The organism is Aeromonas sp. Y289-2 (assembly GCF_027705925.1).
Lineage (GTDB): Bacteria > Pseudomonadota > Gammaproteobacteria > Enterobacterales > Aeromonadaceae > Aeromonas > Aeromonas veronii.
In genome coordinates this window covers 573,310-592,262 of sequence record NZ_JAPDCH010000001.1, presented here as the reverse complement: position 1 = coordinate 592,262, position 18,953 = coordinate 573,310, and the positions used below count along the sequence as shown (strand labels likewise).

At 56.9% G+C, this 18,953-nt stretch carries 16 protein-coding genes; 6 read left to right on the top strand and 10 right to left on the bottom strand.

Annotated features, from left to right (window positions below; translation table 11 throughout):
• Positions 1-11: 11 nt before the first annotated feature.
• The 3 genes from OKC43_RS02590 to OKC43_RS02580 all read right to left on the bottom strand — a co-directional run bounded on the left by OKC43_RS02590 (position 12) and on the right by OKC43_RS02580 (position 2,052).
• Positions 12-188 (bottom strand): hypothetical protein, encoded by a 177-nt coding sequence (locus tag OKC43_RS02590; protein WP_005337704.1) that lies wholly within the window; start codon positions 186-188, stop codon positions 12-14.
• Between the two features lie 311 nt (positions 189-499).
• Positions 500-949: a C40 family peptidase gene (locus tag OKC43_RS02585; protein WP_005337703.1), complete on the bottom strand. Its 450-nt coding sequence runs from the start codon at positions 947-949 to the stop codon at positions 500-502.
• A gap of 194 nt (positions 950-1,143) precedes the next feature.
• Positions 1,144-2,052 carry a hydrogen peroxide-inducible genes activator gene (locus OKC43_RS02580; protein WP_005337702.1) on the bottom strand — a complete coding sequence of 303 codons (909 nt, stop codon included), beginning with the start codon at positions 2,050-2,052 and terminating at the stop codon, positions 1,144-1,146.
• A gap of 146 nt (positions 2,053-2,198) precedes the next feature.
• On the opposite strand from OKC43_RS02580, the gene OKC43_RS02575 reads away from it, so the two are divergent.
• Positions 2,199-2,801, top strand: a complete 603-nt coding sequence (locus OKC43_RS02575; protein WP_005337701.1) for a peroxiredoxin C — start codon at positions 2,199-2,201, stop codon at positions 2,799-2,801.
• 316 nt (positions 2,802-3,117) lie between these two features.
• Here the strand turns inward: OKC43_RS02575 and OKC43_RS02570 are convergent, their stop codons facing one another.
• From OKC43_RS02570 to OKC43_RS02545, 6 genes are all read right to left on the bottom strand, one after another.
• The gene (locus OKC43_RS02570) at positions 3,118-4,083 is read right to left on the bottom strand and encodes an alpha-L-glutamate ligase-like protein (RefSeq protein ID WP_005337700.1); all 966 of its coding nucleotides are present in this window, start codon (positions 4,081-4,083) and stop codon (positions 3,118-3,120) included.
• Positions 4,084-4,086: 3 nt separating this feature from the next.
• Positions 4,087-5,625, bottom strand: coding sequence for an inactive transglutaminase family protein (locus OKC43_RS02565; RefSeq protein ID WP_005337699.1), 1,539 nt, complete (start codon positions 5,623-5,625; stop codon positions 4,087-4,089).
• A gap of 3 nt (positions 5,626-5,628) precedes the next feature.
• Entirely contained in the window at positions 5,629-6,417 is a 789-nt protein-coding gene (locus tag OKC43_RS02560; RefSeq protein WP_005337698.1) for an ATP-dependent zinc protease family protein, read from the bottom strand.
• A gap of 52 nt (positions 6,418-6,469) precedes the next feature.
• Complete coding sequence (gene cmoB, locus OKC43_RS02555) at positions 6,470-7,447, bottom strand: tRNA 5-methoxyuridine(34)/uridine 5-oxyacetic acid(34) synthase CmoB (RefSeq protein WP_270803809.1); 978 nt, start codon at positions 7,445-7,447, stop codon at positions 6,470-6,472.
• Positions 7,444-8,190 (bottom strand): carboxy-S-adenosyl-L-methionine synthase CmoA, encoded by a 747-nt coding sequence (gene cmoA / locus OKC43_RS02550; protein ID WP_005353159.1) that lies wholly within the window; start codon positions 8,188-8,190, stop codon positions 7,444-7,446. The genes cmoB and cmoA overlap by 4 nt, the downstream gene beginning before the upstream one ends.
• A gap of 275 nt (positions 8,191-8,465) precedes the next feature.
• On the bottom strand, positions 8,466-9,314 hold the full coding sequence (locus OKC43_RS02545; RefSeq protein WP_270803808.1) for a DUF72 domain-containing protein: 849 nt from the start codon (positions 9,312-9,314) through the stop codon (positions 8,466-8,468).
• 162 nt (positions 9,315-9,476) lie between these two features.
• On the opposite strand from OKC43_RS02545, the gene OKC43_RS02540 reads away from it, so the two are divergent.
• The 3 genes from OKC43_RS02540 (at position 9,477) to OKC43_RS02530 (ending at position 12,370) form a co-directional block, all read left to right on the top strand.
• Entirely contained in the window at positions 9,477-9,728 is a 252-nt protein-coding gene (locus tag OKC43_RS02540) for an FmdB family zinc ribbon protein (RefSeq protein ID WP_005337686.1), read from the top strand.
• Between the two features lie 32 nt (positions 9,729-9,760).
• Entirely contained in the window at positions 9,761-11,527 is a 1,767-nt protein-coding gene (gene aspS / locus OKC43_RS02535) for an aspartate--tRNA ligase (RefSeq protein ID WP_270803807.1), read from the top strand.
• Positions 11,528-11,629: 102 nt separating this feature from the next.
• Positions 11,630-12,370, top strand: coding sequence for a YebC/PmpR family DNA-binding transcriptional regulator (locus OKC43_RS02530; protein ID WP_005337681.1), 741 nt, complete (start codon positions 11,630-11,632; stop codon positions 12,368-12,370).
• A gap of 519 nt (positions 12,371-12,889) precedes the next feature.
• On the opposite strand, the gene adhE is transcribed toward OKC43_RS02530, so the two are convergent.
• Positions 12,890-15,556 (bottom strand): bifunctional acetaldehyde-CoA/alcohol dehydrogenase, encoded by a 2,667-nt coding sequence (adhE, locus tag OKC43_RS02525; RefSeq protein ID WP_019446648.1) that lies wholly within the window; start codon positions 15,554-15,556, stop codon positions 12,890-12,892.
• Positions 15,557-16,396: 840 nt separating this feature from the next.
• On the opposite strand from adhE, the gene OKC43_RS02520 reads away from it, so the two are divergent.
• Both OKC43_RS02520 and OKC43_RS02515 read left to right on the top strand, forming a co-directional pair.
• On the top strand, positions 16,397-17,032 hold the full coding sequence (locus tag OKC43_RS02520; RefSeq protein ID WP_005337678.1) for a YchE family NAAT transporter: 636 nt from the start codon (positions 16,397-16,399) through the stop codon (positions 17,030-17,032).
• Positions 17,033-17,311: 279 nt separating this feature from the next.
• Positions 17,312-18,931, top strand: coding sequence for an ABC transporter substrate-binding protein (locus OKC43_RS02515; RefSeq protein ID WP_270803806.1), 1,620 nt, complete (start codon positions 17,312-17,314; stop codon positions 18,929-18,931).
• Positions 18,932-18,953 lie beyond the last annotated feature (22 nt).

The following is an 18,953-nucleotide window of genomic DNA, read 5'->3' as shown; positions in this document are numbered from 1 at the left end:
AACGGTCGGGATCAGGTGGTCTTTTCCAGATGGTTCTGGTAAATCTGCTGCCACTTGTCCAGTTCGTTTTCATCACCCTGCTGCTGCCAGAACTCGCAGATGGAACTCGCCATCTCGCATGCCATGGCGTGGTCACCGTCACGGCGACTCATCAGGTATTGCCCCAGCCAGCTTTGATACTGTTTCATTGCACGATCTCCTTATCTATTTAACCCTTGATACTGCCGCTGTGGGCCACCCGTCCGGCAGTGTTGCGCCACACTCCACTTTCGCCGCGCGCTGCTTGTTATTGCCTCGCTTGTTGTCAATCAGGACAGAGAGCGTATGAGAAAAAGGCGAAAGTGTTAAAAATTGGCCACCACCTTATCACAAAATGGTGTCATATGCAGGCTTTGGGGCCAATTGAGTTATAAGCGCGGGTTGTGTGTCCCGACATCGCGACAGGGATTGACGGAGAGTATCGGCACGCAACTTGTGCCGCAAGCAGGCGTTTGAGCGGTTACTGGGTCACCCGACGTGCCTGCCAGTAGCGACTGTTCCAGTAGACGTTGTCGAGGCGGGAGCGGATCACTCCCTTGCTGGTGGAGGCGTGAATAAACTCGCCGGCACCTGTGTAGACCCCCACATGGTACTGTTGCCAGCCGGTTTTGAAGAAGACCAGATCCCCGTGTTGCAGCCGGTAGCGATCCACCGGTTTGCCAATGCTGGCCTGAGATTCGGTGGTTCTTGGCAGGTTGAAGCCCAGCACCTGACTGTAGGCGAGCTGGGTGAAGGCGGAGCAGTCTAGCCCGGCGCGGCTGGCGCCGCCCATGCGGTAAGGGACACCGCGCCACTGTTGGTAGAAGCCATCGAAGGCACTGCTCTGCCGAGGGGCCGGAGGTGGCTCCGGCGTGCTGGAGCAGGCGGCCAGCAGCAGAGTCAGCAGGGATAGCAGCAGCTTGCGATACATCGGGCTCTCTCCACGGACGGGTCTACCAAACGAGACATTGATCGAGCGCCATATCCTGCCAAATCGTTCTGGCGGCAGGAGGGCACGCGACAACTTTTCCATCATAAACAGGGATCTGGCTCCAGACCTAGTCTCCGATAGGAAAAATGTGGCGGGGAACTGAAAAACGCCAACCCGAGGGCTGGCGTTTGTTGTCACTCGTTGTGGCTGATCAGCGGTTTAAGCAGCTCGGCCAGTTTGTAGAAGGTCTGTACCCGGGTGGTGCTAGGGCGCCAGACCAGCCCAATCTCGCGATAGGAGGTCTCTCCCGGCAGCGGGATGGCCACCAGATCGGAGTTGGCAAGAATGCCGGCATCGATGGCCATCTGCGGCAGGAAGGTGGTGCCAAGACCCGCTTCCACCATCTGCACCAGGGTGTGCAGGCTGGTGGCGGCAAACGGGTTGATCTTGCTCTTGTCCCGCAGGCGGCAGGCGCTCACTGCGTGCTCGGTGAGGCAGTGCTCCCGCTCCAGCAGGAAGATGCTCTGGTTGGGCAGCTCCTTGTAGTCGAATGGGGTATGCAGACCGGCCGCCATGCTGGCGGGCATCACCATGTGGAACGGATCCTGACCGACGGTCTTGCAGTGAAATCCCCCGATCTCGATGGGCAGGGCGAGGATCAGCAAGTCGAGCTGACCCTGTTCCAGCTGCTTGAGCAGATTGCTGGTGGTGTCTTCACGCAGCAACAATTCGAGGTCAGGATAGGTTTTGCTGCACTCTTTCAGCAGCTTGCTGAGCAGGAAGGGGGCGATGGTGGGAATGCAGCCAAGACGCACCGTCCCCTGCATCACGCCGCCCTGATGTTGCCCGAGCTCCATCAGATCCCGTGCATCGGAGAGCAAATTGCGAGCGCGCTCGACGATTTCCATTCCGACCGGGGTCATAATGAAGCTCTTGTGGTCCCGCTCCACCAGTTGCAGGTTCATCATGTCCTCCAGCGTCTGGATCCCGGTACTCAGGGTCGACTGGCTGACATGACAGGCCTTGGCGGCGCGGTTGAAGTTCTTGTGCTCATCGAGAGCGACCAGATATTGCAGCTGTTTGAGGCTGGGCCAACGTTGCATAGAAAAAACCGATTAATGCTATCTATTTAATTTGATTTAACTAATCTACCACCGGGTCTATAGTTTGTCGCTTGAATTAGATGGACTTGGCTCTAGGTAGCCCAATCCTCACCGGATTGTTCACTTCACATAAAGAGGAATTGAATATGGTATTGGTAGGCCGTCCCGCACCCGATTTTACCGCCGCAGCTGTTCTGGGTAATGGCGAGATCGTTGATTCATTCAACCTGTCATCCCACATCAAAGGCAAAGCTGCCGTTGTCTTCTTTTATCCGCTCGATTTCACCTTCGTCTGCCCGTCCGAGCTGATTGCCTTCGATCACCGTTATGAAGAGTTCCAGAAGCGTGGCGTGGAAGTGATCGGTGTTTCCATCGATTCCCAGTTCTCCCACAATGCATGGCGTAACACCAAAGTGGAAGATGGCGGTATCGGTCAGGTCAAGTACCCGCTGATCGCCGACGTGAAACACGAAATCTGCAAAGCCTATGACGTTGAGCATCCGGAAGCCGGTGTGGCGTTCCGTGGTTCCTTCCTGATCGACAAGAACGGTGTCGTTCGTCACCAGGTTGTCAACGATCTGCCGCTGGGCCGCAACATCGACGAGATGCTGCGCATGGTCGATGCCCTGCAATTCCACGAAGAGCACGGCGAAGTGTGCCCGGCTCAGTGGGAAAAAGGCAAAAAAGGTATGCAAGCCTCTCCTGACGGCGTTGCCAAGTACCTGTCCGAGAATGCTGACTCCCTGTAATCGGGTCGTACTCTCCTTGAAGAACCGGCGTCTTGGCGCCGGTTTTTTTATACCTGTGAGTCATCTATCCCCCTGATATCGCCGGTTACACTCTTCTCGTTCCATCGTTCCATCGTTCCATCGTTCCATCGTTCCATCGTTCCATCGTTCCATCGTTCCATCGCTCTCCTCGCTATTCCAAGCAGCCGTTCGCTGGCGTACTCGTTGTTTCGAAATGAGGTGCTGCCCCTATGGCTGGATGGGGGATATGCCGACAGATAAACATGAGCCATAAAAAAAGCGCGCCATAGGCGCGCTTAGTTCACAAGCGGAGGTGTTATTCCTCAAAGATCCCGAAGTGATCCTTGGCGAAATTGACCCGCTGCTCCACGTTCATCTTCACCTGTCCCAGCTTCTCGATGGTCTTGAGATTGGGCACCAGGCCGCGACCGTTGGCGATCTGGATGGCAAGACCGGGACGGGCGTTGAGCTCCAGCAGCATAGGGCCGCGGAACTTGTCCAGCACCATATCGGTACCGATATAACCCAGACCCGACATCTCGTAGCAGGAGGCCGCCAGGGTGAGCAGGGTATCCCAGTGTGGGACCTTGAGCTCATAGAGGTCGAGGCCGGTATCCGGATGGTGGCGCAGCGGATTGCCAAACTGCACCGCCCGCAGGGCACGACCGGTACGCAGGCACAGACCTACCCCCACGGCGCCCTGGTGCAGGTTCGCCTTGCCATCGGAGGCGGCAGTGGAGAGGCGCATCATCGCCATCACCGGGAACCCCTTGAAGATGATGACCCGGGCATCGGGTACCCCTTCAAAGGAGTAGCCGTCGAACACATCATCAAAGTTGATGAGGCCTTCGACCAGCGCCACGTCGGGCTTGCCGCCGAGGGAATAGAGCCCCGCCAGAATGTTGGAGACATGGCGCTCCAGATCCTGACCGTTGGAGGCGCTGCCGTTGGGCTTGTAGAAGAGGCCATCTTCCTGACGCAGGATCACCAGGATACCCTTGCCGCCCGAGCCACGGGCCGGCTTGATGCAGAAGCCCGGCCAATCTTTTACCAGCTCGGTGATGCGACCCACATCGTGCTGGGCACGGATGGTACCGATCAGCTCAGGCACGGTGACCCCTGCATCCAGCGCAATTTGCTTGGTCTGCAGCTTGTCATCCACCAGCGGATAGAGGCTGCGCGGATTGTAGCGGCTGATGTAGGAGTGGTTGCGCTTGTTCATGCCGAGGATGCCTGATTGGGACAGGCTCCACGGGGTGGTGTATTTTTCCCAGAACCACATCGGTTACTTGTCCTTACCCGGGGTGACGCCAGATTTCATCTCGTCCACCAGCGGCTTGAAGCGCTTCAATTCGCTCAGCTTGTAGCCGGTGTAGTTACCCATCAACAGCACGGTCGCCATCAGCACCAGCTGCAGGCCGAGGAAGTTGAAGGTGAGGTGACGGATCAGTTCATTATCCATGGCCAGATAGGCGATGACGGCAACCAGCAGAGAGCCGCCGCCCTGGCGGAACACCTCTTTCGGGCCCTCTTCTTCCCACAGGATGGACATCCGTTCGATGGTCCAGGAGAGGATGATCATCGGGAAGAAGGTGATCTTCATGCCGTCGGTCAGCCCCAGCTTGAAGGCGAACGCGGAGAAGATACCGATCATCGAGATAACCATGATGATGATGGCCGATATTCGGGCGACCAGCAGCAGGTTAAGCCGAGACAGATAGGAGCGGATGATGAGACCGGTGCCGACGATCAGCAGGAAGCCGATGAGGCCGGTGACCAGCGAGGTCTGGATAAAGGCGACAGCGATCAACACCGGCATAAAGGTACCTGAGGTCTTGATCCCCACCAGCACCCGCAGGAACACCACCATCAGCACGCCGATCGGGATCAGCAGCAAGCCCTTGAACAGGGTCTGCTCTTCCAGCGGCAGGCTGTGGATGGAGAAGTTCATCATCTCTGATTTTTCGAACTTCTGCGCCAGTGCAACGCTCACCGGCTGCTCTTGCTCGATCATCGAGAAGCTGACACGGGAGTTGTGACCACCTGTCACGTCCAGCAGGGCGCCGGAGTTATATTCCCACAGCAGCAGGTTGGCCGGACGACCCTGTTCACCGGTTTGCGGGTTGAACAGCTTGTAGTCGGTCGGGCTGTTGAATACCTGCAGGTAATCCACCAGCTCCTGACGACGACGCCCATCTTCCAGATTCAGGGCATGCACCACGCGGGTGGGGACGTCAGCATTGTTGAGCAGCTCGGCGATCAGGTTGGCGCGGCTCTTGTGCTTTTTCAGCAGCTCGGCGTTCTGCTCCTGCTTCTCGATCTCTTTGATGATCTCGCGAGTCAGGGTGTAGCCGTCGGCAGAGCGCTCCTGTGCCCGCTCGAGGATCTGCTTCATCGCGGTGGCGTAAGGCTCACTCTCGATCTGCTTCTCGATGGCAGGCGGCTGCGGATTGGCGGCCGGTTTGGCATGGGCATCCGCCATCATGTCGACGCGGTAGTAGAGCTCCTGACGGCCGGAGGCGGTGCGGATGGACCACTCGGCGCGGGCATCGCCATCTTTCTCGACAAAGGATAGGCCGTAGCCGGGGCTGGCGGCGTTCTCGTTCATCAGGGTGAAACCGGGCTGGGTGCCCGGAATAGCCAGGGAGGCGATCACCGGCTCACCGGTTGCCTCAAACTCCAGCTTGGCTTCGATGGACCAGATCTGGCGCTTTTCACCGGGCGTCAGCGGCACATCCAACGCGATATGGTGATAGATCGTCATCCCCAGGCCGACAATGTACAGCAGGGCTACCAGCAAATAGAACGGCTTACGGGAAACCATGGATTATTTCACATCCTTGAGCTTGGGTTTGGGTTGGATATATTCGCGGGCCACATCAACCACGGCGATGTCTTTCAAAAATTCGCGACCCAGCAGCACAGGGAAGGTCATGTCGCTACGGTCTTTCAGGGTAAATTCGGCTTTCTCGGTCATGTCGCCAATGCGCACGGCCAGACGCACCACCGGACGGCGGTCCAGATCGTCGGCAGAGGCTTGACGCACCCGCACATGGCGTACCAGCGGCGCTTCGATCTGGATCTTGTCGTCCACTTCCTGATGGCTCAGGAAGAAGCGCACCCAGTTTTTGCCGTTGCGCTCGAAAATGGTGATCTCCTGCGCACTGATGGAGGAGGTGGTCGCACCGGTATCGACCCGCGCCTGGAAGGCGTCGTTGGCTGCATCAACCCAGATCCACTCGGCTTCACCGACCATCAGTTTGCCATCGATGGTGTGACCCTGATTGGGGGCCGGGCACTTCTCGGTGGGGATGGCCATCGGCTTGGGCGGCTCGGAGGGGAGGGTGGCGAGCTTGTGGTCTACTTGCTTGACGGACTCTTTCATATTGGTGACATCTGTGTTGAGCTGAACCAGCAGGTGCTGTTGCTGCACATACTGCTTCTGTTGCTGTTCCATGGATGTTTGCAGGCGCTGCTCGCTCTGGCTCAGCTCGCTACGAAGCTCGGCCAGCGTCAGAGCAGGGACCTGAGGCGCTTTTTCCATATTGACACACCCGCCGAGACTAAGCAGGGAGAGCAGGGTCATTCCTTTTAATTTGCTTTTCATGTCATTCATTTAACTGTGCTTCCTGGAATTGGGTCAGTGTAACTTCCTGAATCGCCATCGGCTAGTCTTTGGCCTTGCGGGCAATCAGTACGGCACGTTTCGGCGCCGGGTGTCCTTCTACCGTGAGTGCCGGATTGTCTGGATCCAGATAGTCACTCAGGGATTCATTAATCATCCAGTCGGTACGACGCTGTTCGTCGGTGCTGGTCATATTCTCGTCTACTATCCGCACGTCGGTGAAGCCGCAGCGCTCGACCCACAGCTTGAGGGCGCGACTTGAGGGAATAAACCAGACGTTGCGCATCTTGCCGTAACGGTCAGTGGGCATCAGCACGTCGTTGACACCGCCGTCAATCACTAGCGTCTCCAGCACCAGCTCGCCATCATCTTTCAATTGATTGCGCAGCTGCTCGATGTGCTCGATGGGGGATTTGCGGTGATAGAGCACCCCCATGGAGAAGACGGTGTCAAAGGCACGCAGCTCCGGCAGCTCCTGAATACCGAGCGGCAGCAGGTGGGCGCGCTGATCATTGCCCGCGAAGTGGCGAATGGCCTCGAACTGGCAGAGGAACAGCGGGCTAGGGTCGATGCCGACCGCCAGCTTGGCCCCTTCACCCACCATGCGCCAGAGGTGGTAGCCGCTGCCGCAACCCACATCCAGCACGTAACGGCCTTCGAGCGGGCTGATATGGGGCAGCACCCGATCCCACTTCCAGTCAGAGCGCCACTCGGTATCGATGTGGATGCCGTGCACGATGAACGGCCCCTTGCGCCAGGGCATGAAGTGGCGCAGCAGGCTCTCGACCTTCTTGCGTTCACCTTCGCCAAGGCTCTCGGCCGAGCCAATCTCGACCCGGCTTTTCAGCTCGATGTTGCCGGGGGAGACCACCGGCAGCTTGTTGAGGGCACGATTCCAGCGCGGCAGGTCGCCATGCTGGTTGTCATGTTGCCAGGCGTGCAGCTGGGTGGGCAGGGTATGCAGCCAGTGGCTCAGCCGGTTTTTGGCAATCAGTTGATAGAAATTGGCAAAGTCGATCATGGCTGGGCGTCGCTGGATTTGATGGCAATCATGGAGCCGAAGTTGAAACACTGGAACCAGAGATCCTGATGGACGAAACCGGCATCCCGCAGACGGGCCTGATGCACCGGCAGGCTGTCGGTGCGCATCACGTTCTCAAGGGCAGTGCGTTTCTGGCTGATCTCCAGCTCGCTGTAGCCATTGGCCCGCTTGAAGTCGAGATGCAGATCGATGAGCAGCTCGTTGACCGGTTCATCTTCGAAGCGGAACTTTTCGCTCAGGATCAGGATCCCGCCCGGGCGCAGCCCATCGTGAATGCGCTGGATCAGGGCGGCCCGTTTCTCTGGCTCGACAAACTGCAGAGTGAAGTTGAGTACCACCACGGAGGCGTTCTCGATCTCGATGTCGCAGATATCCGCCTCTACCAGCTCCACCGGCACCTCGGATTTGAAACCGGAGAGGTGGGCGCGGGCGCGCTCGATCATCGGATGGGAGAGATCCACCGCGGTGATGCGGCAGCCGGGCTGGCTGACATGGCGACGCATCGCCTGGGTCGCGGCGCCCAGTGAGCAGCCGAGATCATAGAGTCGGCTCTCGGGTTGGGCGTAGCGGGCGGCCATCATGCCGATGGCAGAGATGATGTTACTGTAACCCGGCACCGAGCGCTGGATCATATCGGGAAAAACGTCGACGACCTGTTCGTCAAAACAGAAGTCACCCAATCGGGCGATCGGGGCGGCAAAAATTTGATCTTTGGTATGCATGCTGGCGCAACCTGACAGTCGGGACATCACCCGGCTGTATTGTTCAATTGAGTCGTTGGGTGACACCCATCAGAGTAGATTTATCACCTGTTTACGAACGGGGTGGCTGGTCGTGAAATCCTTTGGACCTGTCCTGTTCGTACGGGCCATGTTCCGGACCCTTACTTGGGGCGGTAGTGTAGAGGATTGATGGCCGTTTGTCTTGACGCCAGGGCTTGCCACGCCACAAAAAAGCACTTTTTTTGCAGCGAAACGATGGCCGCAGAATGGGTTGGCTAAAAGCGCAGCACTCCCTGCCGTGCGCGATCGTTTTCCCCTGGCCAGGGGGCCATCTCCTGCTCCAGCAAGCGGGTGATCTGGCGGGCCAGCTCAGGTGCCTGGGCGTTGTCGGCAGTATGTATATAGAGGTAGAGGTCCTTGCCCTCGGAAAGCCACTGGCGCCAGTGGGGGAGCCAGCTGGGCAGGAAGGGGTGATTGGCCGCCGGATCCGGCAGGCCGATAAAGCGCACCATGGGGGCGTTGGCGGTGGCCAGCAGATGTACCGGCAGGCGTGGCTTCTTGCCCTGGGCATCGACAAGGGCTGGCGTGGTTGCTTGCACCGAGAAGAGTGGCCGGCTGTCGAGCATCACCCGGTTCACACCCTGTTCCATCAGCAGCCGGTTCAATGCCCGCTCGGCCTCCCCCTTGGCGAAGAACTCAGGGTGACGCACTTCGAGGGCGTAGCGAAACGCCCGCGGCAGCCGATCGATGAAGGCCGCCAGTCTGGCCAGCCCCTCTGGCCCGAAACGGGCGGGCAACTGCAGGGTGAGCAGCCCCAGCTTGTCGTGCAGCGGGGCGAGCAGACGAATAAAGTCGGCAACCTGTTTGTCTGCGCTCACCAGATCGCTCTGGTGGCTGATGGCTTGCGGAAACTTGAAGTTGAAACGAAAGTGATCGGGAACCGCATCGGCCCAGCGCTGTACAGTATCGGGGGTCGGCAGGGCGTAGAAGGTGGTATTGCCCTCCACCGAATTGAACACGGTGGCGTAGTGGGCGAGGTGTTCGGCAGGCTTGGCGCCAAGGCCCAGCAACTGGCCGGGCCAGCTGGGGTGGGACCACTGTGGCAGGCCCAAATAGAGGCTCATGATTGCTATTCTCTTCGCTCTTGGTGCATTCGTGCCGATTTTTTGCCCGCTTTTTGCCATCGAGTACAAAAAACTGGCGAAAGGAGGCTGCTGGCCATTTTACCCCAAAGGGGGTTTTCCTCTATAATGCCAGCCCTTTTGTTTTTCAATTTCTTGTGACCCATGCCTATCTACGAATATCGTTGCGACGTCTGTGGCCATGAATTGGCAAAACTGCAAAAGCTTTCCGATGCCCCCCTGACCGACTGTCCGGCCTGTAGCAAGCCGAATCTGGTCAAGCTGATATCGGCGGCAGGCTTCCGGCTCAAGGGAACCGGATGGTACGAGACTGATTTCAAACCGGGTAAGAAAAAGAATCTGGCCAGCTGTGAGACAGACGGTGCTTGCCAGTCGTGCCCGGCGGCCCAAGGTTAACCGTCTCTCTACAATTTCGAAGGAAGAAGTCCATGCGCTCTATCTATTGCGGACAGGTCAATGAGGCCCATGCAGGGCAGACCATTACATTGTGCGGTTGGGTTCATCGTCGTCGTGATCTCGGCGGTCTGATCTTTATCGATATGCGCGACCGGGAAGGGATCGTTCAGGTGTTCTTCGATCCGGACAAGCCGGAGGCGTTCGCCCTGGCCTCCGAGCTGCGCGGCGAGTTCTGCATCCAGGTGACCGGCGTGGTGCGCACCCGTCCCGAGTCCCAGCGCAACAGCGACATGGCCACTGGCGCCATCGAAGTGTTCGCTCACGAACTCAACATCATCAACCGTGCCGAGCCGCTGCCGCTGGACTTCAATCAGGTCAACAGCGAAGAGATCAGCCTCAAGTATCGCTACCTGGATCTGCGTCGTCCCGAGATGGCCAAGTACCTGAAGACCCGTGCCAAGGCCAGCGCCTTCGTACGCCGCTTCATGGACGAGCACGGCTTCCTCGATATCGAGACCCCGATGCTGACCAAGGCCACCCCGGAAGGTGCCCGTGACTATCTGGTGCCGAGCCGCGTGCACAAGGGCAAGTTCTACGCTCTGCCGCAATCACCCCAGCTGTTCAAGCAGTTGCTGATGATGTCCGGCTTCGATCGCTACTACCAGATCGTCAAGTGCTTCCGTGACGAAGACCTGCGTGCTGACCGCCAGCCGGAATTCACCCAGATCGACGTGGAGACCTCCTTCATGACCGCGCCGCAAGTGCGTGAAGTGATGGAAGAGATGATCCGCAAACTGTGGCTGCACATCCTGAACGTGGATCTGGGCGACTTCCCGATCATGACCTTCGACGAAGCCATGCGTCGCTACGGCTCCGACAAGCCGGACCTGCGTCTGCCAATGGAGCTGGTTGATGTGGCTGATCTGCTGACTGCTGTCGAGTTCGCCGTGTTCGCGGGCCCCGCCAACGATCCGAAAGGCCGTGTGGCTGCCCTGAAAGTCCCGGGCGGTGCCGAGCTCTCTCGCAAACAGATCGACGAATACACCAAGTTTGTCGGCATCTACGGTGCCAAGGGCCTGGCCTGGATGAAGGTCAACGAAGCGGCCAATGGTATCGAAGGCGTGCAGTCTCCGGTTGCCAAGTTCCTCTCTGACGCCATCGTGCGTGAGATCCTGGCTCGTACCGGTGCTGCCGACGGCGACATCATCTTCTTTGGCGCTGACAGCAAGAAAGTGGTCTGCGATGCCATGGGCGCCCTGCGTCTGAAAGTAGGTCGCGATCTGGGCCTGCTGGAGAACAGCTGGAAACCGCTGTGGGTCATCGACTTCCCGATGTTCGAGGAAGATGGTGAAGGTGGTCTGGCCGCCATGCACCACCCGTTCACCGCGCCGAGCAACATGAGCCCGGCCGAGCTGAAAGCCAACCCTGTGGGTGCTTACGCCAACGCCTACGACATGGTGATCAACGGCTACGAAGTGGGTGGCGGCTCTGTCCGTATCCACAACAGCGAGATGCAATCCACCGTGTTCGATATCCTGGGTATCACCCCGGCCGAGCAGCGTCTGAAGTTTGGCTTCCTGCTGGATGCCCTGAAGTACGGCACCCCGCCGCACGCCGGTCTGGCCTTCGGTCTGGACCGTCTTAGCATGCTGCTGACCGGCACCGAAAACATTCGGGACGTCATCGCCTTCCCGAAAACGACCGCGGCTGCCTGTCTGATGACAGACGCCCCCAGCCTTGCCAATGCCGCCCAACTGGGTGAGCTGGCGATTGCAACCACCATCAAGGGCGACGAGTAAGCCGATACCGGCACCGGAGGCCGCCGCCGTGCGGCCTCTGTGTTTCCCTTGGGTTAGTCATGATCAGAGTTACTGACATTTAAAAAATAACGGAGAGTCTCTATGGCAGGTCACAGTAAATGGGCCAACATCAAACACCGCAAGGCCGCTCAGGACGCCAAGCGTGGCAAGATCTTCACCAAACTGATCCGCGAAATCACTACCTCCGCGCGTCTGGGTGATGCCGATCCGGCCAACAACCCGCGTCTGCGTGCTGCGGTGACTGCCGCCCTGACCAACAACATGACCCGCGACACCATCAACCGTGCCATTCAGCGTGGCGCCGGTGGTGGCGATGGCGAGCAGCTCGAGACCATCGTATACGAAGGTTACGGCCCGGCTGGCTCTGCCGTGATGGTAGAGTGCCTGACCGACAACCGTAACCGTACCGTAGCCGAAGTGCGTCACGCCTTCAGCAAGTGCGGTGGCAACCTGGGTACCGACGGCTCCGTTGCCTATCTGTTCAGCAAGAAAGGTCTGCTGACCTTCGTGGGCGTAGACGAAGATGCCCTGATGGATGCCGCGCTGGAAGCGGGCGCCGATGACGTGGTCACCGAAGAGGATGGCACCATCGAGGTGTACACCACCCCGAACGACTTCGGTACCGTGCTGGACGGTCTGGAAGCTGCCGGCTTCAAGGCACAGAGCGCCGAAGTGACCATGATCCCCTCCACCGAAGCTGAGCTGGATGCAGAAACTGCACCCAAGCTGATGCGTCTGATTGACATGCTGGAAGATCTGGACGATGTGCAAGAGGTTTACCACAACGGCTCCATCTCCGATGAAGTCGCTGCGACCCTCTGATCGCTGAATCGTGCTCTCCCGATGGCAGCCTGATGGCTGCCATTTTTTTATCTTTGCATCGTGGCAACTGCTGATGTGTCGGTTGCGCAACCGGTGCAACAACTCTCTTTACTGACAGTCTTTCCCGCTTTCTCTGCGCATTATCATTGTTCTGTTCCTGCCAGTCGGTTAGCCCTGCACGTACGCCAGTCAGCAGTTCTGCTGCATTGCGTTAGTGAGGCTCCGCTTATCCTGTTTATCACACCTTTAGCTCTTAGATGGCGTTGGCTGCTCACATCTGCCCGTCAGGGTAATTGCTTTGCGGGTAGGGGAGAGGAGGTGATGGGGCGCGCTCTTGTTATCACCGAGGGCATCAATGCTGAGTCACTGGTTGGGCTGCCGATAACGGATTGGCTGGGGCGGGTTGGTTGGGAAGTTAGGGGCTGCACTTGCGCAATCGTCAGGGAGATGATGGCTGTGATTAGTGGCAGATAAAAAAAGCCCGCGCAGTGCGCGGGCTTGTTATCTCAGGACTGGTTATCAGGCCTTGGATTTCTTCTTGCCTTCAACCTTGGCTTCAACCGGGGCAGCAGTTACCGGAGCGGCTTCGGTGAACGGACGACCGTAGTAGGAGTCCAGCAGAACCTGCTTCAGCTCGCTGATCAGCGGGTAGCGCGGGTTGGCGCCGGTGCACTGGTCATCGAAAGCTTCGATAGCCAGCTGGTCAACCTTGGCCAGGAAGTCAGCTTCAGTCACGCCAGCTTCGCGGATAGAGGCCGGGATACCCAGGGTAGCCTTCAGCTCGTCCAGCCAGGTCAGCAGCTTCTCGATCTTGGCAGCGGTGCGGTCACCGGCAGCAGTCAGACCCAGGTGGTCAGCGACTTCGGCGTAACGACGACGAGCCTGCGGACGGTCGTACTGGGAGAACGCAGTCTGCTTGGTCGGGTTGTCGTTCGCGTTGTAGCGGATGACGTTGCTGATCAGCAGGGCGTTAGCCAGACCGTGCGGAATGTGGAACTCGGCACCCAGTTTGTGAGCCATGGAGTGGCACACACCCAGGAAGGCGTTGGCGAACGCGATACCGGCGATGGTGGCAGCATTGTGCACCTTCTCACGAGCGATCGGGTCGTTGGCACCGTTCTGGTAGCTGGACGGCAGGTACTCTTTCAGCATTTTCAGGGCTTGCAGCGCCTGGCCGTCGGAGTACTCGTTAGCCAGTACGGAAACATAGGCTTCCATGGCGTGAGTCACGGCATCGATACCACCGAAGGCACACAGGGACTTCGGCATACCCATGACCAGGTTGGCATCAACGATGGCCATGTTCGGGGTCAGCTCGTAGTCAGCCAGCGGATACTTCTGACCAGACACTTCATCGGTTACTACTGCAAACGGAGTGACTTCAGAGCCGGTACCGGAAGTGGTGGTGATACAGACCAGTTCGGCCTTCACGCCCATTTTCGGGAACTTGTAGATACGCTTGCGGATATCCATAAAGCGCATGGCCAGATCTTCGAACGCGGTGTTCGGGTGCTCGTACATTACCCACATGATCTTGGCCGCATCCATCGGTGAACCACCGCCCAGCGCCAGGATAACGTCCGGTTTGAAGGAGTTGGCCATCTCGGCACCCTTGCGAACCACAGCCAGGGTCGGGTCAGCTTCTACTTCGTAGAACACTTCCACTTCCATATTCTGTGCTTTCAGCAGGCTGACCAGTTCATCGGCGTAGCCGTTGTTGAACAGGAAGCGGTCAGTTACGACCATGGCACGCTTTTTACCTTCCAGGTCGCTCAGAGCGATCGGCAGGGAACCACGACGGAAGTAGATGGATTTCGGAAGTTTGTGCCACAGCATGTTTTCTGCCCGTTTTGCGACTGTCTTCTTGTTGATCAGGTGCTTCGGACCCACGTTTTCGGAGATGGAGTTACCGCTCCAGGAGCCGCAACCCAGGGTCAGGGACGGTGCCATTGCGAAGTTGTACAGGTCACCGATACCGCCTTGGGTAGACGGAGTGTTGATCAGGATACGCGCGGTTTTCATCTTGTCGCCGAAGTACTTGATGCGGTCAGCGTTGCGGTCCTGGTCGGTGTACAGACCTGAGGTGTGGCCGATACCACCGATGTTGACCATGTCACAGGCCATATCAACGGCGTTTTCGAAGCTGCTTGCACGGAACATACCGAGCAGCGGGGACAATTTCTCGTGAGCAAACTCATCTTCTGCACACAGCTTGACGCCTTCACCGATTAGGATCTTGGTATCAGCCGGTACAGTCACGCCTGCCATCTCGGCAATCTTGGTGGCTGGCTGGCCAACGATGTTGGCGTTCAGGGCACCGTTGATCAGGATGACTTTACGTACCTTGTCAGCATCTTCTTTGGAGAGCACGTGGCCCTTGTGGGATGCAAAGCGCTCTTTAACCTGGTCGTAGATGGCATCAACAACGATGACTGCCTGCTCGGAAGCACAGACCACGCCGTTATCGAAAGTCTTGGACATCAGGATGGAGGCAACGGCACGCTTCACGTCGGCGGTTTCGTCGATAACGATAGGTACGTTACCGGCACCCACACCGATAGCAGGCTTACCGGAGGAGTAGGCTGCTTTCACCATGCCCGGGCCACCGGTGGCAAGGATCAGGTTGATGTCTTCGTGCTTCATCAGGGCGTTGGAGAGCTCAACAGACGGTTGGTCGATCCAGCCGATGATGTCTTTCGGTGCACCGGCGGCAACAGCTGCATCCAGTACCAGCTTGGCTGCGGTATTGGTGGAGTTCTTGGCACGGGGGTGCGGGGAGAAGATGATGGCGTTGCGGGTCTTGAGCGCGATCATGGATTTGAAGATCGCAGTAGAGGTCGGGTTGGTGGTCGGAACGATACCACAGATGATACCTACCGGCTCGGCGATGGTGATGGTACCCATCTGATCGTCTTCGCTCAGAATGCCGCAGGTCTTCTCGTCTTTGTACTTGTTGTAGATGTATTCGGAGGCGAAGTGGTTCTTGATAACCTTGTCTTCGATGATACCCATACCGGATTCTTCCACGGCCATCTGGGCCAGGGGGATACGGGCGTTGTTGGCGGCCAGGGCGGCGGCACGGAAGATCTTGTCTACCTGCTCTTGAGAGAAGCTGGCGAATTCACGCTGGGCTTCCTTAACGCGGGCGACCAGTGCATCCAGTTCAGCCAAATTGGTTACTGCCATGTTTATCTCCTGATTATTTGAAAACTGTTTAGTAAGACGTTGGCAATGCCCGGCAATTATAGTCGCCCTGTCAAGACGGTATCGTTGCAACAGCTTTTTCACATGCCTTACTAAATCGCTTTCTGAGTCGATTATAGAGCGGGGCTGACTCAGAAAAACTTGATCTGGATCATGTGTAACAAAAGAACAAAAGAAATTTTATTTCACAATCCTTGTTTGACTGATGTTATCGGAATGTGCATCAAAGGGAAAGATGAGAGACTTGTTAACGCAGGGTAATAAACCACATTTATCAAGTGGTTAATTGCACTTGGTCATAGGATGGTAGAGCTATTTTGGCGGTATAGGTTAGCAAATATGAGTGAATCGGTTTCAAAATCACCGACAAACGCACTTTATTCCAGCGTTTGTTGCAAAAATGATTGTTGTTTTAATCCATGACTAATCCGCTTTATTCCCCGAGGGGGCCATTTCTGCCCGCTTTCCCGGTTTTTGCATTGTGACTCTCTTGCCGAGTCAATGAAGTGATGTCTGGCCTGAAATAGTGGGAAGGCAAAGCCTAGATTCTTTCGAGTCGCTTAGTCATTCGGTCAGTCATCGTCGGACTCTCTGGTCATGATTAAGCAGGCTTGCGCTCACTTTTCTGGCGCGTGTCGGGCGGTAGAAAGGGCTTTTGGCATCGGTTTATGCCAGTTAGCGCGGATGCATTAGATGAACTAACTAAAAAACCCTCAAAATGGTGAGATTATTTGATTGGTACCCACTCTGGCTATGATGTAAATTTACGCACGAAATTAATGGACTGGCCCGCTGGGCCCGAAACTCTATTGGAAGGCGCCTATGGCAGCAATTGACGTCTCGTTGTATCTGAAGTTTTTTGTCGGTTTGTTCGCAATTATCAACCCGCTTGGTTTGTTGCCGGTGTTTGTCAGCCTGACCAGCCACCATACCCAGGCCGAGCGGATGAAAACCAATACCACCGCCAATATCGCGGTGATGGTGATCCTGTTGGTCTCCATGTATATGGGGCAGCTGATCCTCGATGGGTTTGGTATCTCGCTGGCATCGTTCCGTATTGCCGGTGGGTCGCTGATTACCCTGATTGCCTGGTCGATGCTGCAGGGCAAGCTGGGCGAGGTGAAGCACAACAAACAGGAAAAGGGCGAACTGGCGGTGCGCGAGTCTATCGCCGTGGTACCGCTGGCGCTGCCGCTGATGGCGGGCCCCGGTGCCATCTCCTCGGTGATTGTCTATGCCAGCCAGAGCCACTGGCAGCAGCTGCTCGGCATGTCAGTGGTTGTCGTGGTCTTCTCCTTCTGCTCCTGGCTCATCTTCCGCGCCGCGCCGCTGCTGTTCAAGATCATGGGCAACACCGGCATCAACGTGGTGACCCGTATCATGGGTCTTATCATGATGTCGCTGGGTATCGAGATCATGGTGGCCGGTATCAAGGGGGTTTTCCCCAGCCTGATGTGAGCCAGCTCCGCTTTATGAAAGCCGGTCCTCGTGACCGGCTTTTTATTGGTTGCTTTTTGCTCGGTCTTTTCTAGAATCGGTCGTTTGTGTGAAAAATGAGCGCTTTGCTGGTGTTTTAATACTGAAAAAGCGCATGCTAGCTGATTTTTTGACCAGAAAATGACGATTACCCTGACAATATCTGTTGCATTATCGGAATTGGCAGGGAATTATGCTGGGAGCGGGTTTTAACCCCGTCACTTTAAAAAATGCATGGAATGTTCTTGTTGGAGTAGGGAAATGACTCATAAAAAAACAATGATTAACACATTGCTGATGGCTGTACTGTTTGGTGGCGTCAATGTGGCTCAGGCTGCCGATGTCCCGGCGGGAACCAAGCTGGCTGAAGTCCAGCAACTGGTAAAAGGCAACGGCTCCGAGCCTGCGACCCTTGACCCGCACAAGACCGAAGGAACGGTCGAATCCAATATCCTGCGCGACCTGTTCGAGGGTCTCGTTGCATCCGGCCCGAAAGGGGAAATTCTCCCGGCGGTGGCTGAATCCTGGGAAACCAAGGATAACAAGCACTACGTCTTCCACCTGCGCAAAGATGCCAAGTGGTCCAACGGTGACCCGGTCACTGCCCACGATTTCGTTTTTGCTTTCCAGCGTGCCGTTGATCCGAAAACCGCCTCTCCTTACTCCTGGTATCTGGAGATCCCGACTATTGCCAATGCCTCCGAGATCATCGCAGGTAAAAAGCCGGCTGATACGCTGGGTGTGAAGGCAACCGACGACTACACCTTCGAAGTGCAGCTTGAGAAAGCGATCCCTTACTTCGTCAGCATGCTCTCCCACACCACCACCTATCCGGTACCGAAGAAGGTGATCGAGAAGTTTGGTGACAAGTGGACCCAGCCGGAAAATATGGTATCCAACGGTGCCTATACCCTGAAGAACTGGGTGGTGAACGAGCGCGTCGAAGTGGAGCGCAATAAGCACTACTGGAACGATGGCAAGACAGTTATCAACAAGGTGGTCTATCTGCCCATCCAGTCTACCAACGCCGACCTGAGCCGCTATCTGGCGGGCGAAGTGGACATCACCTATCAGATGCCCATCGAGCGCTTCAAGCAGATGAAGAAAGAGAAGCCGGACGAGCTGAAAGTGACCGGTTATGTTGGTACTTACTACTACCAGTACAACGTCAAGAAGAAGCCGTTTGACGATGTGCGTGTCCGTACTGCGCTCTCCTATGCCATCGATCGCAACGTGATCGCCGACAAGGTGATGGGTCAGGGTCAGACGCCGGGTTACACCCTGGTGCCGGACTTTGTCGATGGCTTCAAGCCGGTAGCGCCCGAGTGGTCGAAGATGACCCAGGCCGAGCGTGATGCCAAGGCCAAGGCGCTGCTGCAAGAGGCCGGTTTCGATGCCAGCAAGCCGCTGAAGTTCGAGCTGCTCTACAACACCGACGACAACCACAAGAAAGTGGCTGTGGCCGTGGCATCCATGTGGAAGAAGCTGGGCGTGCAGGTGAGCCTGGTCAACCAGGAGTGGAAAACTTACCTGGAAACCAAGAAACAGGGTCAGTTTGACGTAGGTCGTGCAGGCTGGATCGCCGACTACAACGAAGCTTCCTCCATGCTGGATCTGATGCAGACCACCCACGGCAACAACGACGGCAAGTACTCCAATCCGGAGTTCGACAAGTTGATGGATTCGTCCCGTGATCAGGTTGATGTGGCTGCCCGTAACAAGCTCTACGTCCAGGCTGAAGAGATCCTGGCCAAGGACATGCCGATTGCCCCCATCTACCAGTACGTGACTGCCCGTATGGTCAAACCCTATGTAGGCGGCTATCCGGCCAACCCGCTGGATAACCTCTACAGCAAAGATATGTACATCATTGCTCACTGATTTAAAGCAACAAGTCGCATAA

What these genes read in the sequence shown, in the direction of transcription:
- OKC43_RS02590 (WP_005337704.1), bottom strand. Translation starts at nt 188, where the DNA reads ATGAAACAGTATCAAAGCTGGCTGGGGCAATACCTGATGAGTCGCCGT.
- OKC43_RS02585 (WP_005337703.1), bottom strand. Translation starts at nt 949, where the DNA reads ATGTATCGCAAGCTGCTGCTATCCCTGCTGACTCTGCTGCTGGCCGCC.
- OKC43_RS02580 (WP_005337702.1), bottom strand. Translation starts at nt 2,052, where the DNA reads ATGCAACGTTGGCCCAGCCTCAAACAGCTGCAATATCTGGTCGCTCTC.
- OKC43_RS02575 (WP_005337701.1), top strand. Translation starts at nt 2,199, where the DNA reads ATGGTATTGGTAGGCCGTCCCGCACCCGATTTTACCGCCGCAGCTGTT.
- OKC43_RS02570 (WP_005337700.1), bottom strand. Translation starts at nt 4,083, where the DNA reads ATGTGGTTCTGGGAAAAATACACCACCCCGTGGAGCCTGTCCCAATCA.
- OKC43_RS02565 (WP_005337699.1), bottom strand. Translation starts at nt 5,625, where the DNA reads ATGGTTTCCCGTAAGCCGTTCTATTTGCTGGTAGCCCTGCTGTACATT.
- OKC43_RS02560 (WP_005337698.1), bottom strand. Translation starts at nt 6,417, where the DNA reads ATGAATGACATGAAAAGCAAATTAAAAGGAATGACCCTGCTCTCCCTG.
- cmoB (WP_270803809.1), bottom strand. Translation starts at nt 7,447, where the DNA reads ATGATCGACTTTGCCAATTTCTATCAACTGATTGCCAAAAACCGGCTG.
- cmoA (WP_005353159.1), bottom strand. Translation starts at nt 8,190, where the DNA reads ATGCATACCAAAGATCAAATTTTTGCCGCCCCGATCGCCCGATTGGGT.
- OKC43_RS02545 (WP_270803808.1), bottom strand. Translation starts at nt 9,314, where the DNA reads ATGAGCCTCTATTTGGGCCTGCCACAGTGGTCCCACCCCAGCTGGCCC.
- OKC43_RS02540 (WP_005337686.1), top strand. Translation starts at nt 9,477, where the DNA reads ATGCCTATCTACGAATATCGTTGCGACGTCTGTGGCCATGAATTGGCA.
- aspS (WP_270803807.1), top strand. Translation starts at nt 9,761, where the DNA reads ATGCGCTCTATCTATTGCGGACAGGTCAATGAGGCCCATGCAGGGCAG.
- OKC43_RS02530 (WP_005337681.1), top strand. Translation starts at nt 11,630, where the DNA reads ATGGCAGGTCACAGTAAATGGGCCAACATCAAACACCGCAAGGCCGCT.
- adhE (WP_019446648.1), bottom strand. Translation starts at nt 15,556, where the DNA reads ATGGCAGTAACCAATTTGGCTGAACTGGATGCACTGGTCGCCCGCGTT.
- OKC43_RS02520 (WP_005337678.1), top strand. Translation starts at nt 16,397, where the DNA reads ATGGCAGCAATTGACGTCTCGTTGTATCTGAAGTTTTTTGTCGGTTTG.
- OKC43_RS02515 (WP_270803806.1), top strand. Translation starts at nt 17,312, where the DNA reads ATGACTCATAAAAAAACAATGATTAACACATTGCTGATGGCTGTACTG.